The organism is Bacteroides sp. 14(A) (assembly GCF_000526555.1).
In the GTDB taxonomy this organism is placed as follows: domain Bacteria; phylum Bacteroidota; class Bacteroidia; order Bacteroidales; family Bacteroidaceae; genus Bacteroides; species Bacteroides cellulosilyticus.
On sequence record NZ_JAGH01000004.1, the window covers coordinates 60,914 to 77,574 of the forward strand.

Below are 16,661 nucleotides of genomic sequence, written 5' to 3' on the forward strand. Positions count from 1 at the left end.
ATTCGATTGACGAATAAACTTAAACTAAATTTTTTAATAGGTTCTTAACATTATGCGAATATGCTTATCAGTTGGTGCATATCCTACACCAGAACACCCGTTTGCAGCTTTTATATCTTCATTGGCAGAAGAATTCTCTAGATTTGGCCATCAAGTATTTGTTATTGCTCCACAGAGTATTACAAAAATACTGATTCGAAGGAAAGATAAAGCTTTACCATATTATATGGAGTATCGTACTGGTGGTTCGATAATAAGAGTGTTTCGTCCTAAGGTTTTGACATTTGGTGATAAACGATTACTGGGTCGAATAACCATGAAAATGAATCAGTGGGCTGTCTGTAGATGTTTCAAGAAAATAGAAGAGAGATTTGATATAGTATATGCTCATTTTTGGACTTCAGGCTACAATATAATGCCTTGTGCAATAAAATATCAGCTTCCTTTGTTTGTTGCATCTGGAGAAGATAAGATTTTTTTTACGCAATTGATATCTAGTAGAGAGGTTCTTCAATTGAAACGTGTAGTAAGAGGCGTTATTTGTGTTTCAACTAAAAATCTGAAAGAATGTATTGCTTTAAATTTAGTTGAAAAAGATACTTGTATCATACTTCCTAATGCCGTTAATTTAGATGAATTTTATCGGATGGAAAAAAGTATTGTTAGAGGGAGATTAGGATATGCTGTAAATGATTTTATTGTAGTATTTGTCGGACGATTTGTACATAGAAAAGGAGCTAAAAGAGTTTCAGATGCAATTGCTAGATTGAAAGATGATTCTATAAAATCCATTTTTATAGGTAGTACGATGTCTGATGAAACTAATGATGAAGAACCTAATTGTTCGGGAATTTTATTTAAAGGTAAATTAAAACATTCAGATATTCCATTATATTTGAATAGTGCAGATGTGTTTATTTTGCCATCATTGGCCGAAGGGTGTAGTAATTCTATAGTAGAGGCTTTAGCCTGTGGATTGCCTGTGATTTCATCGGATATGGAGTTTAATTATGATATTCTAAATACATCAAATGCTATCCTTATTAATCCTTTAGATGTAGAAGAAATAGCTAAATCTATTAAATATTTAAAGGAGGATAAGTCTCTTTGTAAGCAAATGTCATTTTCTGCAATAAAGACGGCTCAAACATTAAATTACTCAGATAGGGTATTGAAAATTCTTGAATTTATTGAAAATAAAAAATGAAAGTTGTTGCTTTTTTAATTAATCAATTGAGAAAATCAGGGCCTGTAAATGTTCTTTATGAATTGGTTGCTAACATTGACCGTACACGATATAAACCTATTGTAATAAAATTGATGACTGATGATCCAAATAAGAATATTACAACTAAATTTGAAGAAATTGGTATTGAAGTTATTGGTTTTAAATTCTCTTTTTGGGATTTAGAATTGAGAACAAAAAGGGTAGCGCATATCATTGGAGATTGTTTGTTGGAAAAAAGGGTTGTATTGTTGCATTCTCATGGTTATCATCCATTGTTGATTAGTTCTTATGTCAATTTGGATATTATAAAATTGGACACTCAACATTGTATTTCTATCGATTCTTTTAGGGCTTCAAGAGGGAGGATAATAGGTACGTATATGCACTATCGTTATGTATATCGATTAAAGAAAATATCTGCTGCTGTATCTATCTCGAAATCAGTTAAGGATTATTATTCTCATTTTAATTTTCCAATATTAATTCATATGATATATAATGGAGTTAATATGGAGCAATTTGTGTTGGGAGTTCATGATAAACAATATTGGAAAAAGAAGCTTGGATTTGCAAATGTAAATTTATTGATTGTTGTTGTAGGGCATTTAAGTAAACTAAAAGATCCACTGCTTGTTGTGAAAGCATATATTTCAATGGTTAATCAAGGTTATTTGAAAAATTCTTCGCTATTATTTTGTGGAGCAGGTTCGGAGGAAAAGGAATGTAAGGCTTTGGCTCAAAATTATTCTCAGATTATTTTTAAGGGGTATGTATTTAATGTTGCTGATTATTTAAGAGCAGCTGATGTTTCAATTTGTGCTTCGCATTCAGAAGGGTTTGGGCTTAATTATATTGAGGCATTAGCATCAGGAGCGTTAGTGTTGAGTAGTAAAATTTCGACTTTTAATGAGTTTTCACAAATTTATCCTTTATTACAGAAATATCAATTTGGTAAAGGAAATCAAAAGGAGTTGGAAGAAGTATTGATGCGTGTGGAAAAGAAAACGGAAAATATTGATAGCTTGATGGATGATGTAATTGCAAATTTTTCTTCAATTCGTATGGCTATGGAATATATGGATTTGTATGATGTATATTTGAATTCCCCTAATGTGTAAAATATGTATGATTTAAGTAATATTGCTGTACTTTTACCGGTTTATAAAAATGATAATGCTAATTACTTGTCTTTTTCAGTTGAAAGCATACTAAAACAGACTTATCGCAATATTATCATTTTCATCGGAATTGATGGGCCAATTGGAAATGAATTATATCGTTGTTTGCAAAAATATGAAAATCACTCTCAAATTAGAATCATTTATTTTCCTGAGAATAGAGGCTTGGCAATGGTTCTTAATGATTTAATTATGATGTGCCATAAAGAAAGTATTGATTTTATAGCTCGTATGGATGCAGATGATATTTCAGTACCTAATAGATTAGCGAATCAGGTGAATTATTTACTATTGCATCCTGAAGTTGATGTTGTAGGCGGTCGTATTGAGGAAATAAACGAACAATCTGAAAGAAATAGCAAGAGTGTTACATACCCTTTAACCCATCAAGAATGTTTTAAATTCTTTAGATATCGTGATCCATTAGCACATCCCGCCGTGATGTTTAGAAAATCCTTTTTTGATAAAGCCAAAGGCTATCGGAATGAATACCGTAAAAACCAAGATACCATGCTATGGTTTGATGGATTTATGAATGGATGTATTTTTGCAAATCTGGATGAAACGGTATTACTCTTTCGTGTCACTGACGATTTCTATAAGAACAGAAGAAATGGTTTTAAGCGGGCGAAGAAAATGTTGAAAGATCGATTTATGATAAATAAGGCTCTTCACTATGATTGGTCTGCTTACCTCTTTTCATTTTTTATGTTTATAATGACTCTTACTCCTCCATTTTTGAAGAAGTTCTTGTATCGGATTAGATGAAATTTAGAAATCTCTGTTTACTTCTGTTTTTTTGTAGTTATTCGGTATATCTATTTCCTCAATATTCTTACGGAGTTACAGGGTTGTTGCATTCTCCTTCGGCGGAAATGCAGCAAGATAAAACCGTTATGATTGGTGGCGGATTTTTAAATGAGAACTTAACTCCTCCTCGATTTAATTATAATACATATAATTACTACTTGAATGTAACCATTTTCCCCTGTTTGGAAATAGCATATACTTGTACCCTTTTTAAGGTAACTCCTCAATGGGGAGTGCAATCTCAAATGGGAAAGTTCACTAATCAGGATCGGTATTTCTCGCTTCGGTTAAGGGTTTTGAAAGAAGAACAATTCTTTAAATATATGCCAGCAGTAGTTTTAGGCACATCTGATCCGTTTACAGAAAGTAGGGGTGGAGAGATAATGCCTTCGGGCGATGGTGGTAATGGATATTTTTCTCGCTTTTATGTTGCAATGACAAAACATATTCCAGTAAATAAAGAAGAATTAGGACTACATGTATCTTATCTTTATAACCGCCGTAATGATTACCATCTGAATGGCATTGCCGGAGGGATAACTTATTCCCCTTCCATGTTATCTGATTTGAAATTAATAGCTGAATATGATTCACATGATATTTTGATAGGAATGAATTATCTTCTCTTTCATCATTTTTTGGTACAAGCAATGATGCAGAAAGGGAAATATTTCTCCTGCGGACTTACATATTTGATTCATTTAAAATAATTCGATATAGTAGATCATGAAAATTCCATTTTCGCCCCCTTATATTGACGAGGCGGTCATCAACGAAGTCGTTGATTCGTTACGTTCCGGCTGGATAACTTCCGGTCCTAAAGTAAAAGCATTGGAAGAAGAAATAAAAGTATTCTCTAATGCAAAAGAAGTGCTTTGTGTAAACTCATGGACTTCGGGAGCCATTATGATGCTTCGCTGGTTGGGAGTAACTGCTGAAGATGAAGTAATTGTGCCGGCGTATACATATAGTGCTACGGCATTAGCAGTCCTTCATGCGGGTGCAAAGCCTGTTATGGTAGATTCCGGAGAGGATTTCAATATCTCTGTGGATGCTATTCGAAAAGCAATTACGCCAAAGACCAAGGCTATTATTCCGGTAGATATTGCGGGCTTCCCTTGTGATTACGACCGTATCATGAGACTCGTTAATGAACCGGAAATACGCAACCTGTTTCATGCGGCGTCATTAGTACAGGAAAAATTGGGACGTATCCTTGTTATGAATGATGCGGCCCATTCTTTGGGTGCTTATTATAACAAGAATCAGCGTACAGGATGCGAAACGGATATTGCTATCTTCTCTCTTCACGCCGTAAAGAATGTGACGACGGCCGAAGGAGGAGCCATCTGCCTGAATTTGCCCGAACCGTTTGATAATGCGGAACTCTACAAAGAATTGCGTATGATGAGTTTGAATTGTCAAACTAAAGATGCTTTTTCCAAATCCAAAGCCGGTGGTTGGCGTTATGACATAGTCGGTCTGGGAATGAAAATAAATATGGCTGACGTAAATGCTGCTATCGGTTTGGCTCAGATACGGGAATATCCTGAACTACTGAAAGAACGTAAAAGAGTATTCAATACCTATTCTAAAGCATTTGCTGATTGTGATTGGGCTATTTTGCCACCTTCTGAAGATGGAGAAAAAGAAAGCTCATATCATATCTATGCATTGCGTATCAAAGATTTCACAGAGGAACAGCGTGATCGTATGATTGATGAAATCGCGAAAAGCGAGGTTGCCGTGAACGTTCATTTTATCCCGATGCCGATGCTTTCCTTCTTCAGCTCATTGGGATATGATATAAAGAACTATCCACAAGCTTATGAGAATTTTAAAGGTGAAATCTCCTTGCCCATTTATCCACAGTTGGATGAAGAAAAGCTGGACTTTATAATCAAAGCTGTAAAAGATGCATACCTTAAAGTGACTGTTGATAGGTGATGATTCGTTTTTTTGATATTTTATTTTCCTTTCTGGGCATTCTATTCTTATCTCCTGTTTTCCTTTTCCTGTATATTGCTATCCGTCTGGAAAGTAAAGGTGGTGGTTTCTATAAACAGCTACGTGTGGGACGTGGAGGGACGGATTTTTATGTCTATAAGTTCCGCTCAATGCGTATAGGAGCTGATAAGCAAGGTTTGATAACTGTAGGCGGACGAGATCCCCGGATTACCCGTATCGGGTATTTTATCCGCAAATATAAATTAGATGAACTACCTCAGTTATTCAATGTACTGAAAGGTGATATGAGTCTGGTAGGCCCGCGTCCGGAGGTTCGTAAATATGTGGAACTCTACACTGAAGAACAGCGGAGAGTGTTGTCTGTTCGTCCGGGAATTACGGATTATGCATCTATAGAATATGTAGATGAAAATACGATTTTAGGACAGGCTGAGGATGCGGACAAGGCATATGTAGAACAAATACTGCCGGATAAAATATGCTACAATATGAAATATATAGAGCATCGTTCGGTGAAGGAATATTTCAAGATTATATTTCTGACTATATGGAGTATTGTACATTGATCAAATCGGTAATAAAGGTTATGAGATGGTTGTTTATTCCATATTATGTTTGGAAAAAGTAGTTTAAAATAAGATATAGAAAAGGTCGAAGCTCAGTTTCGGCCTTTTTTATTCTTTCAACAACGACGTTTGTGACAACCTCAAACTACTATTCGGTGTCTGGAAAAGTCCGAAACCAATGCCGCAAAGGATTAATCGAAGCCTGATACAAAATATCCCCATACCGATACTTCCCGATATTCTCGGATGAATACATTCCATCAAATAACCGGCAACCAGTGCGGCAACTAAAGTTGCAAGAGGCCAGGGAATTAATAATAACCCGGTCATTACCTCGTTACAATAGCCAATTGATAACCATTGACAATCCAAGTAATCACAGAGTCCGAAGTTCCAAAATCATGTGCGAGGGTAGGGAGGATTACAGTATTTCCTGTGATTTTCCATCCTGAACCATATAATTTCTTTTATCTGCGAATTAAACAAAACGTTCAATCTGCTGTTCGGAAACCTGCATAAAAATAAGTTTTTTTAGAAATTGTCTCGTAGGAAAGTAACGTGGAGAAGAAACTTCTTTGTACCTTTGTGCCCGTCAATACTAAAATCAATAATAAATAATAGGATTTATGGGAGGATTTTTCGGGACAGTCTCCAAAGCGAGCTGTGTGACGGATTTATTTTATGGTACAGATTATAATTCACATTTAGGAACTAAGCGGGGCGGACTTGCCACGTATGATGCAGAAGAGGGCATGTTTGCCCGATCCATTCATAACCTGGAGAGCACTTATTTCCGAACCAAGTTTGAAGACGAACTGGATAAGTTTAAAGGAAATGTCGGAATAGGAATCATCAGCGACACAGACCCGCAACCCATCATCATTAACTCCCACCTCGGACGCTTCGCCATTGTAACAGTAGCCAAAATTGTGAATCTGGAAGAAATAGAAGCAGAGCTACTTTCCCAAAATATGCACTTCGCCGAACTGAGTTCAGGCAATACCAATCAAACCGAGCTTATCTCACTACTCATCATACAAGGAAAAACTTTTGTAGAAGGTATAGAAAATGTTTACCGCCGTGTCAAAGGCTCTTGCTCTATGCTGTTGTTATCAGAAGATGGCAGTATCATTGCGGCTCGTGACAAGTGGGGACGCACTCCGATTGTAATTGGCCGGAAAGAAGGGGCATACGCTGCAACCAGTGAGTCAAGCAGTTTCCCGAATCTGGATTATGAAATAGACCGCTATCTCGGTCCGGGAGAGATCGTTCGTATGACTGCCGATGGAGTGGAACAACTGCGGAAGCCGGAGGAAAAGATGCAGATTTGTTCTTTCCTGTGGGTATATTACGGTTTTCCCACTTCCTGCTATGAAGGTCGCAATGTAGAGGAAGTGCGTTTTACCAGTGGCTTGAAGATGGGGCAGAACGATGATTCTGAAGTAGATTGTGCTTGCGGTATTCCTGATTCCGGTGTGGGCATGGCTTTAGGATATGCCGAAGGAAAAGGAGTTCCTTATCACCGTGCCATTTCTAAATATACACCGACATGGCCGCGCAGTTTCACTCCCAGTAAGCAGGAGATGCGCTCATTGGTGGCAAAGATGAAACTGATACCGAACCGTGCCATGCTGGAAGGTAAGCGCTTATTGTTCTGTGACGACTCCATAGTACGGGGAACGCAACTACGGGATAATGTGAAGGTGCTGTATGAATATGGTGCCAAGGAAGTACATATCCGCATTGCTTGTCCGCCGTTGATTTATGCTTGTCCGTTTGTAGGTTTCACGGCATCCAAGAGTCCGTTGGAACTGATTACACGTCGCGTTATAGAAGAACTGGAGGGAGATGCAGACAAGAATCTGGAGAAATATGCCACTACCGGTTCTCCGGAATATGAGAAGATGGTCAGCATTATTGCCGAGCGCTTTGGTCTTACAACTTTGAAGTTTAATACTTTGGAAACTCTCATCGAGTCCATCGGATTGCCGAAATGTAAGGTTTGTACACATTGTTTTGATGGAAGTAGTTGCTTTTAAGTAACTCTAAATACTAACATTTTGTAAAAAGGGGCGTGAATTGCTTGGCAGTTCACGCCCCTTTTTCTACCTTTACGGCAGAACTATTGACTACTGTTGATAGACAATTGGTAGTTCATATTCTTAATCGTAAATTGAAAATTATTAAATCGTAAATATTATGGCTTTAGTAGAACGTTTTTTGAAGTATGTAAGCTTCGACACCCAGTCCAGTGAAGAGACAGAGGTGACTCCAAGTACTCCGGGGCAAATGGTATTTGCCAAATATCTGAAAGAAGAATTAGAGTCTTTAGGTTTGGAAGACATAACGCTGGATGAGCATGGCTATTTGTTTGCCACACTTCCGGCAAATATCGATAAACCGGTACCTACTATTGGTTTTATCGCCCACATGGACACCAGTCCCGATATGAGTGGCAAAGATGTGTCTCCTCGTATTGTTCAAAACTATGACGGCTCGGACATCGTGCTTTGTGCAGAAGAGAATGTAGTTCTTTCTCCGTCTCAGTTCCCCGAACTGTTGGATCATAAAGGGGAAGACCTGATCGTTACCAATGGTAAGACATTGTTGGGAGCAGATGATAAAGCAGGTATTGCCGAAATCGTTTCTGCGATAGTGTACCTGAAAGAGCATCCTGAAATCAAGCATGGCAAGATTCGTATTGGTTTCAATCCGGATGAGGAAATAGGATTGGGCGCACATAAATTCGATGTGGAGAAGTTCGGTTGCGACTGGGCTTACACAATGGATGGCGGTGAAGTAGGAGAGTTGGAGTTTGAAAACTTCAATGCGGCATCTGCCAAAATCACCTTCAAAGGTCGCAATGTACATCCGGGTTATGCCAAGAATAAGATGGTTAATTCAATTCGTGTGGCCAACCGTTTCTGTGCGATGTTACCTGCTCATGAAACACCCGAACATACTGAAGGTTACGAAGGCTTCTACCATCTCATCAGTTTCAACGGCGATGTAGAGCAGACTACAGTGGCCTATATTATCCGTGATCATGACCGTGCACGTTTCGAGAGCCGCAAGAAGAAAATAGAACGCTTTGTCAGTGAAATCAATGCCGAATATGGTGAAGGTACGGCAACGCTTGAACTCCGTGACCAATACTATAATATGCGTGAGAAGATTGAACCGGTAATGCATATCATTGATACGGCTTTTGCCGCAATGGAGGCTGTAGGTGTGAAACCGAATGTGAAACCTATCCGTGGTGGTACGGATGGCGCACAGCTTTCTTTCAAAGGTTTGCCTTGCCCCAATATCTTTGCAGGTGGTCTGAACTTCCATGGACGATATGAATTCGTTCCTATCCAGAATATGGAGAAAGCGATGAAGGTCATCGTGAAGATTGCCGAACTTGTTGCTATAAAATAATTTAATACCTTAAGACATGAAAACCACTCCGTTTACAGAAAAACATATCTCGCTGGGTGCTAAGATGCATGAGTTTGCGGGATATAATATGCCGATAGAATATTCCGGTATCATTGATGAACACCTCACCGTTTGTAATGCTGTGGGTGTATTCGACGTTTCCCACATGGGAGAATTCTGGGTGAAAGGCCCCAATGCGTTAGCTTTTCTTCAGAAAGTGACTTCCAATAATGTGGCTGCCCTGACTCCGGGCAAGGTGCAATATACCTGTTTCCCCAACGAAGAAGGCGGTATTGTAGATGACTTGCTGGTTTATCATTATGAACCGGAGAAATACCTGCTGGTAGTGAATGCTTCGAATATAGAAAAAGACTGGAACTGGTGCGTTTCGCACAATACCGAAGGTGCTGAGTTGGAAAATGCTTCCGACCACATGGCTCAACTTGCCGTACAGGGACCGAAAGCCATTCTTGCTTTGCAGAAACTGACGAGTATAAACTTGTCGGAACTGCCGTATTACACCTTTACGCATGGTGAGTTTGCCGGTGAGAAAGATGTGATTATTTCCAATACCGGCTATACCGGTGCAGGAGGTTTTGAGCTTTACTTCTATCCCGAAGCTGCCATGAAGATTTGGAATGCCGTGTTTGAGGCAGGTGAAGAATTTGGCATTAAGCCGATTGGCTTGGGGGCGCGCGATACGCTTCGTCTGGAAATGGGTTTCTGCCTGTATGGCAATGATCTGGATGATACGACATCTCCTATTGAAGCCGGTTTGGGATGGATTACCAAGTTTGCTGAAGGTAAGAACTTTATCAATCGTCCGATGCTTGAAAAGCAGAAAACGGAAGGTACTGTCCGTAAGTTGGTCGGTTTTGAAATGGTGGACCGTGGAATTCCCCGTCATGGATATGAACTGTTCAATACAGAGGGTGAAGCTATCGGAGTAGTAACCTCAGGTACTATGTCGCCTACTCGCAAGATTGGTATCGGTATGGGCTATGTAAAACCGGAATATAGCAAGATAGGTACGGAAATTTGCATTGATATGCGTGGACGCAAACTGAAAGCGGTAGTGGTTCGTCCGCCATTCCGTAAATAAGAGGAGTCTTTTTCACCACAGATTACACGGATTTACACAGATTAAATTATCAATATAAATATCTGTGTAAATCCGTGTAATCTGTGGTGAAAAAGACTTTATAACATTCTTTCCTTTATAGTCTGTTGATCTTATCTAATAATTGATTGGCCCAGGCTATTTCTTTGCTTGTCCATTCTTCCTCTTCTCCTTGCACTCCTTGTTCCTGATACCGGGAAAGTAATCCCAGATATTCCTTCAATGTGCCGGCGGCTTTAGCCTGTTTATTCATGCGCATTAGCAATAGAATCTCTTGTTTATATATGTCAAGATTTGGACTGTCTCCTGCTAATTCTTTGGCTTTCCAAAGCAGGGTGGCACATTCTTCATTTACCTCTTCTGTGTTGTAAAGCGCCATCCGTGATTTTGCTAAGATGACGTAATCGTGGTCGGTGGCCAGATTGTTATTGATATTCTTCTGTATTAACCTTCCAGCTTCTTCATACCGTTGGTCTGCTATATTCATGGCTGCGTTGAAAGTCACTACGTCCGATGTCGCTTTGAGATAAGGATGACTGATTTGATTTTCTGCCTCACCGGCTTTGTCTATTCGCTTTTTCAGGTTGTCGATGCTGCCGTAGCGAAGCAGCTTGTGACCGCGTTGCTGTATATTATAGTATCCGATGACTTTGGAAAGTGCAGACGCCAATCCATCGGGATTCATCCCCTTGAATTCCAATAACTCACGTGCAACCCGGTCAGCTGCGTATTCCTGGTTATTTTTGTAATTCATTCCCAGGCGATTCACTACATTTACATTCAGCAGGGCGGCAACGCTTCCGATGCTGGCAACAGCGCCTACACCTAAAGCCGTATCATCGTCATCCCAGTATGCCACTTCCAGAGCTACTTCGGCAGTGACGGCAAGAACCGTTCCCCAAAAAGCTGCCCGCTTGGCACGGCGTTCAGCACGGTAGATGTTATTAACCTGATGGTCCAGCACAAAATGAGACATCTCATTGGCAATAATGGCGGCAAGTTCATCCTCCGAATCAAGTGTGCAGAGCAGACCGGTACTAATCAGCATTGTGCCGTTGGGCAGCATGTAAGCATCAGGTTCGGGCGACTGGATGACGCGTACATTCAACCGTTCGCTGCGGTTGGGATCTATGCCGGTGGCAGTCAGTTTAGCAAAGATATTCTGTACATACGAAGTGATGAAATCATCCTCATAGCCGATCTCTTCCAGCTTGTACAGGTAATCCCGACATTCTTCGTCCACTTCCTTGCGCAACTTAGAGTTATATCCGCGTTCGCCGAAATACTCATATAGATGTTGTTTCAGATAAGTTTGCTGCCAAAACTCCTGATTGGTTTCGGGAGGTGAGAGTTTAATGGTTTTCAGAGCAGAAGAGGGTATTGCGAATTGTATACCATTGATTTCGGTTGCATAGAAAATGTCAGGACCTGCCTGGTCTGCCGATTTCATTTTCACTACCTTGCGGATCACTACGGGAGTGCCGGCAGGAAAATTCTCATACTGTTGTTGTAGTTCGCCTTTTATGGCAATCGGGCCGCTCAAGTCTTTCTGTCTGGCAGCAAATCCTGCCGTGGAGAGGAGGACGGCGAGGACAACGAAAGTGATAAGACGTTTCATATGGATTCGTTTATGGTTTGTACAATTGACTTGCAATCAAAATTGCTGATACAAAAATAGGAAAGAGTTTTCTCTCTTTCCCGTTCTTTTCCCTACAAAGTGATAGGGAATTTCCTATAATAAAAAAGGGAAGACTTCGTAAAAGTCTTCCCTTTTTTAACTTCAAAAGAAGTCAATTTTATTTCTTCTTACGGTCACCGTAGCGGCTCATGAACTTATCAACGCGACCAGCTGTATCCACCAGTGTAGATTTACCAGTATAGAACGGGTGAGAAGTGTTAGAGATTTCCATCTTTACCAACGGATAAGTTTCACCTTCAAACTCGATGGTTTCTTTCGTATTTACGGTTGAACGAGACAAGAACATGTCACCATTAGACATATCTTTGAATACTACCGGACGGTAATTTTCAGGATGAATACCTTTTTTCATTTCAATATTTGTTTTTTTAATTATTATATTCGGTTACTATTTTGGTAATAAATAGTGTAATGGTCTTATTTTTCAGAGCGCAAAGATAGTGCAAGTCGCAGATAATACAAAATAAATTCAGATTTATTTTTGCTTAAGGTACAGTCTACCTTTGTTTAAAGGCAGTGCATTTCTCCAATTTAGAAAAAAGTTCCCTCAAAAAATAGGTTTATCGCTTTTTATTTCAGATTTTTGCATAGTATTTTAATTTATATTCAGCATGAAGAAGCTACTTTTCTTAATTTCCCTATGGCTCTGCGTCACTACGGCAGGTGCCCAGCAGAACGAGCGGGATCTGTATAGTGTTGCGTTTTATAATCTTGAGAACCTGTTTGATACGATTCATGATGCAGGTAAGAACGACCTTGAATTTTTGCCTTCCGGCAGTTATGCATGGACGGCTGAGAAGTATGAGGCCAAGTTGAAGAACCTTGCCAAAGTTCTGAATGAAGTATCGCGCGATCGCATACCTGAAGGACCCGCCGTTATCGGTGTAGCCGAAGCTGAAAACAACCGGGTACTGACAGACTTGGTAAGCCAGCCGGCTATATCCAACTATAAATTCGTGCATTACGAAGGTCCGGATAAACGGGGTATTGATTGCGCTTTGCTTTATGATCCGGAACAATTCACCGTTACCAATTCCAAACTGGTGCTTTCCACTCCTTTTGAGGGGGACACTGTGCACCTGACGCGTGGTTTCCTTATTGTAGACGGGCAGATGGCGGGCGAACGCGTTTGCTTCATCGTCAATCACTGGCCTTCCCGTGGAGCTAAGTCTCCGGTACGTGTACATGCAGCCAAGCAGGTACGGGCATTGACAGACTCCCTGATGCGTACGGACAAGAAACTGAAACTGATAGTCATGGGTGATATGAACGACGATCCCATGGACGAAAGCATGGCTACACTGGGCGCACGCAAGTATACGAAGCAGGTGAAGAAGGGCGAATTCTATAATCCCTGGTGGGAAACCCTTGAAGATAAAGGCGTGGGAACATTGCTCTATCGTGGCAAGTGGAACTTGTTCGACCAGATTGTAGTCTCCCGTCCTTTGCTGAAAGCCAAGAAAGGTTTGAAGTACGATCATAATGAAGTCTTTATCCGTGAATACCTTTTTCAGCAGGATGGCAAGTATAAAGGTTCTCCCTTGCGCACGCATGGCGGACGTGTTTGGTTGAATGGCTACAGCGACCATTTGCCCACTATCATTTATTTGAAAAAGTAATATATAATAATGTGTAAACGAAGACCGGGAAGCTAAACTTGCTTTCCGGTTTTTTTGTTATCTATATAAAGGTATGCAGAAGAGGCTGATAAAGGCTACAGATGAAAAGAGTTTGTAACATAGAGATTACAATATTCTGTTAAAATCATCCAATAGCTTTAAAATAGAATTGTTTCAATGGGGATAATACGATAATTTATTCCCAACCTGTTCTTCCATTTGAAGGATAATGCTTACTTTTGCGTAGAATTTTTATTCACTAACAATAAACTTTAAACAAAATGATTAATTACAAAGATTTAGGGCTCGTAAACACAAGAGAAATGTTTGCGAAAGCTATTAAAGGTGGATATGCTATCCCGGCTTTCAACTTTAATAATATGGAACAGTTGCAGGCTATTGTAAAGGCTGCTGTTGAAACCAAATCTCCGGTAATCCTCCAAGTATCTAAAGGTGCCCGTCAATATGCTAACCAGACATTGTTGCGTTACATGGCAGAAGGTGCTGTAGAATATGCAAAGGAACTGGGTTGCAAACACCCTGAAATCGTTCTTCACCTCGACCACGGAGATACATTCGAAACTTGCAAGTCTTGTATCGATATGGGCTTCTCTTCAGTTATGATCGACGGTTCTCACCTGCCTTACGAAGAAAACGTTGCTTTGACGAAAAAGGTAGTTGACTACGCTCATCAATTTGATGTAACTGTAGAAGGCGAACTTGGTGTATTGGCTGGTGTAGAAGACGAAGTTTCTGCTGAACATCATACTTATACTGACCCTGAAGAAGTAATCGACTTTGCTACTCGCACAGGTTGTGACTCTTTGGCTATTTCTATCGGTACTTCTCACGGTGCATACAAGTTCAAACCCGAACAATGCCACGTAGATCCGAAGACTGGTCGTTTGGTACCTCCTCCTTTGGCATTCGAAGTATTGGACGCTGTAATGGAGAAACTTCCGGGATTCCCCATCGTACTGCACGGATCTTCTTCAGTTCCTCAGGAAGAAGTTGAAACTATCAACAAGTTTGGTGGCAAGCTGGAAGCTGCTATCGGTATTCCTGAAGAAGAACTGCGTAAGGCTGCTAAGTCTGCAGTTTGCAAGATCAACATCGACTCAGACTCTCGTCTGGCTATGACTGCTGCTATCCGTAAGGTATTCGCAGAAAAACCGGCTGAGTTTGACCCGCGTAAGTATCTTGGCCCGGCTCGTGACAACATGGAAAAGATGTACATGCATAAGATCATCAACGTGCTTGGTTCAGACGGTAAATTGGCTGAATAATCCACGGGATTTTAGACTGAATAGAAGGCTGCTCTTGAAAAAGGGCAGCCTTTTTTCGTGGTCAGTAGTCAAGCCGGTTTTTCATTTCCGGAGCAAGGCGGCATCTCGGGTCCGGATAGTCCCAACACTCTTTGCCGTATGCTTTGATGATATCGCTCCAACACCGGTTTCCGTATTCGAAGCATTCTTCAAAATAGGTACAGGCTTTGCATTTGCTTTGTCTGCTGAGGTCTTTGCGTGAAAGGTTACAGAGATGCAATGCTTCCGGAGACTGCCAGATCTCTTTTAAGCCGGATTTCTTAGCATCCCCGATGATGAACCGGGGATTCCAGTAAAGTTGTTCGCAGATAGTAACCTTTCCATCCGGAAGAATAAATAAATGGCTGCTCAGCGCGGAACAGACGGCGCCGTTGAAGTGCATACTTCCTCCCTCATCTGTATAATATTGCTTTTCTATGGCACTTTGGTTCAGGATAATCCGGAAATGCGCATTGGGTACGACCGCTTCCTGCAGAAATCTGAAAATATCACTGATCTTCTGATGGGAAGGTTTTAAATCCGCAAAACCCGGATACTTTGTTGTTGTGGAATTGCTGACAGGCGTAAGGCGCCAGTCATGCAGGTTTTTCAATGTGGATAGAAAGCGGAACAGATCGGTCAGGGTTCGAGGGTCACAATTGTAGGTGGTGAGGACAGAAGACACCTGATAAGGCAACCCGCTTTGATCCAGCATCCGGAGTCCACGCATCATTTCCGAGGCGTAGGAACTGTCGACGGATAAAGACTGTACTAATACCGTTGTGTCGATGGCATCCAGTGATACTTGTATCAGATTCTTATAATGGGTTTGTTTTAGCTTTCGCAGACATTCTGCGGTAAATGGTATTTTGGTAGAAATAAATTCCGGTTCTATACCGTGCCTTACCAGTTCCGCCAGAATGATATCCCAATCCTTATGCAGGAAGATTTCCCCGCCTATCAGGTTGATTTGTTGCACAGGCAGTTCTGCCGCTTCCCGTATCAATTCTAAAATGCGGGAGGTGGGCAACCAGTTTTGCACTTGCGTGCGGGTATCGGCATAGCAATACCGGCAGTGCGTCATACAGCGGTTGGTCAGCATCAGCGTCAATAGCAACGGACCGGAATATAACCGTCTGGTACACGTGTCGACGGTCATTCCTGTAGGAGTGCAGGGCGGTAATTTCTGAAAACGGTATTCCGTTCCTGCCTTTTCCACAGGTATAATCAATTGCCTGGGGAAACATATTCTCTTTCCGTGCCATGTCGTGAAGAATGCTTCCCGATTCTCCATAAAAGGGCGTATCAGCTTTTCCGCTTTCGATGCGTCACAGTGAAAGAAGAGAGCCAGCAATGGCCAGTTCTCATTCAGGCTTCGTTCGTGCGTGAAGAAGCTGAGCATGGCCGCATGGGCGGGATGTATGAACGACATCCAGTTCGGTGAGGCGTTTCCCTTTCGGTTTGCTTTGGAAAATAGAATGAAACGATGTATATCATCTCTCAGCCCGTAATCAGGATTGAGCACATAGACATCACTCATTCCTGATGGATTTGTCGCCGGTGTTTTCATTGAAAGTAGCACCTGAAAAGCATCCCAGCCCGCAACTTCCCAGTTGCTTGTCGTCTATGCCACCTTGCAGGTCGAACAATTCGTCCATATTCAGCAATTCTTCTTGAGAATAGTTCTCATCTTGAGGTATTCCCTGACGTTGATTGTCACCCTTAGCGGAATTTTTAGTTTTCATG

General features: G+C 40.9%; 15 protein-coding genes and 2 pseudogenes. 11 read left to right on the forward strand and 6 right to left on the reverse strand.

The genetic code is table 11. From position 1 onward, the window contains the following. The first annotated feature begins 52 nt into the window (after nucleotides 1-52). From K429_RS0119175 to K429_RS0119200, 6 genes are read left to right on the forward strand one after another with little or no spacing between them, the layout of a single operon-like run. Nucleotides 53-1,207: a glycosyltransferase family 4 protein gene (locus K429_RS0119175; RefSeq protein WP_029327726.1), complete on the forward strand. Its 1,155-nt coding sequence runs from the start codon at nucleotides 53-55 to the stop codon at nucleotides 1,205-1,207. Continuing rightward, entirely contained in the window at nucleotides 1,204-2,346 is a 1,143-nt protein-coding gene (locus K429_RS0119180; protein ID WP_007212851.1) for a glycosyltransferase family 4 protein, read from the forward strand. The genes K429_RS0119175 and K429_RS0119180 overlap by 4 nt, the downstream gene beginning before the upstream one ends. A gap of 3 nt (nucleotides 2,347-2,349) precedes the next feature. Continuing rightward, the gene (locus K429_RS0119185) at nucleotides 2,350-3,174 is read left to right on the forward strand and encodes a glycosyltransferase (RefSeq protein WP_029327727.1); all 825 of its coding nucleotides are present in this window, start codon (nucleotides 2,350-2,352) and stop codon (nucleotides 3,172-3,174) included. After that, nucleotides 3,171-3,926, forward strand: a complete 756-nt coding sequence (locus K429_RS0119190) for a YjbH domain-containing protein (protein ID WP_029327728.1) — start codon at nucleotides 3,171-3,173, stop codon at nucleotides 3,924-3,926. Before K429_RS0119185 ends, K429_RS0119190 begins: the two co-directional genes overlap by 4 nt. A gap of 16 nt (nucleotides 3,927-3,942) precedes the next feature. Beyond that, nucleotides 3,943-5,163, forward strand: coding sequence for a DegT/DnrJ/EryC1/StrS aminotransferase family protein (locus K429_RS0119195; protein ID WP_029327729.1), 1,221 nt, complete (start codon nucleotides 3,943-3,945; stop codon nucleotides 5,161-5,163). Continuing rightward, nucleotides 5,163-5,750, forward strand: coding sequence for a sugar transferase (locus K429_RS0119200; RefSeq protein WP_007212854.1), 588 nt, complete (start codon nucleotides 5,163-5,165; stop codon nucleotides 5,748-5,750). The genes K429_RS0119195 and K429_RS0119200 overlap by 1 nt, the downstream gene beginning before the upstream one ends. A 132-nt stretch (nucleotides 5,751-5,882) precedes the next feature. On the opposite strand, the pseudogene K429_RS30000 reads toward K429_RS0119200, so the two are convergent. After that, nucleotides 5,883-6,089 (reverse strand): annotated as a pseudogene (locus K429_RS30000) (MFS transporter); the annotation flags it as partial. Continuing rightward, nucleotides 6,089-6,175: pseudogene (locus K429_RS31320) on the reverse strand (transporter); the annotation flags it as partial. The pseudogenes K429_RS30000 and K429_RS31320, both read right to left, overlap by 1 nt. 201 nt (nucleotides 6,176-6,376) lie before the next feature. On the opposite strand from K429_RS31320, the gene K429_RS0119205 reads away from it, so the two are divergent. The 3 genes from K429_RS0119205 (at nucleotide 6,377) to gcvT (ending at nucleotide 10,275) form a co-directional block, all read left to right on the forward strand. Continuing rightward, the gene (locus tag K429_RS0119205; RefSeq protein WP_022394348.1) at nucleotides 6,377-7,789 is read left to right on the forward strand and encodes an amidophosphoribosyltransferase; all 1,413 of its coding nucleotides are present in this window, start codon (nucleotides 6,377-6,379) and stop codon (nucleotides 7,787-7,789) included. Between the two features lie 160 nt (nucleotides 7,790-7,949). Further along, on the forward strand, nucleotides 7,950-9,173 hold the full coding sequence (gene pepT / locus K429_RS0119210) for a peptidase T (protein ID WP_029327730.1): 1,224 nt from the start codon (nucleotides 7,950-7,952) through the stop codon (nucleotides 9,171-9,173). Nucleotides 9,174-9,189: 16 nt separating this feature from the next. Beyond that, nucleotides 9,190-10,275: a glycine cleavage system aminomethyltransferase GcvT gene (gcvT, locus tag K429_RS0119215; protein WP_007212859.1), complete on the forward strand. Its 1,086-nt coding sequence runs from the start codon at nucleotides 9,190-9,192 to the stop codon at nucleotides 10,273-10,275. A gap of 115 nt (nucleotides 10,276-10,390) precedes the next feature. On the opposite strand, the gene K429_RS0119220 is transcribed toward gcvT, so the two are convergent. After that, nucleotides 10,391-11,911, reverse strand: a complete 1,521-nt coding sequence (locus K429_RS0119220) for a M48 family metallopeptidase (protein ID WP_029327731.1) — start codon at nucleotides 11,909-11,911, stop codon at nucleotides 10,391-10,393. A 178-nt stretch (nucleotides 11,912-12,089) separates the two neighbouring features. After that, nucleotides 12,090-12,344: a type B 50S ribosomal protein L31 gene (locus tag K429_RS0119225; protein WP_007212861.1), complete on the reverse strand. Its 255-nt coding sequence runs from the start codon at nucleotides 12,342-12,344 to the stop codon at nucleotides 12,090-12,092. A 259-nt stretch (nucleotides 12,345-12,603) separates the two neighbouring features. On the opposite strand from K429_RS0119225, the gene K429_RS0119230 reads away from it, so the two are divergent. Continuing rightward, the gene (locus tag K429_RS0119230) at nucleotides 12,604-13,611 is read left to right on the forward strand and encodes an endonuclease (protein ID WP_029327732.1); all 1,008 of its coding nucleotides are present in this window, start codon (nucleotides 12,604-12,606) and stop codon (nucleotides 13,609-13,611) included. Nucleotides 13,612-13,892: 281 nt separating this feature from the next. After that, nucleotides 13,893-14,897, forward strand: coding sequence for a class II fructose-bisphosphate aldolase (locus K429_RS0119235; RefSeq protein ID WP_007212863.1), 1,005 nt, complete (start codon nucleotides 13,893-13,895; stop codon nucleotides 14,895-14,897). A 61-nt stretch (nucleotides 14,898-14,958) separates the two neighbouring features. Here K429_RS0119235 and K429_RS0119240 read toward each other — a convergent pair whose 3' ends face one another. Both K429_RS0119240 and K429_RS0119245 read right to left on the reverse strand, forming a co-directional pair. Further along, nucleotides 14,959-16,455: a radical SAM protein gene (locus K429_RS0119240; RefSeq protein ID WP_029327733.1), complete on the reverse strand. Its 1,497-nt coding sequence runs from the start codon at nucleotides 16,453-16,455 to the stop codon at nucleotides 14,959-14,961. After that, complete coding sequence (locus tag K429_RS0119245; RefSeq protein WP_029327734.1) at nucleotides 16,448-16,660, reverse strand: hypothetical protein; 213 nt, start codon at nucleotides 16,658-16,660, stop codon at nucleotides 16,448-16,450. Before K429_RS0119245 ends, K429_RS0119240 begins: the two co-directional genes overlap by 8 nt. Nucleotide 16,661 lies beyond the last annotated feature (1 nt).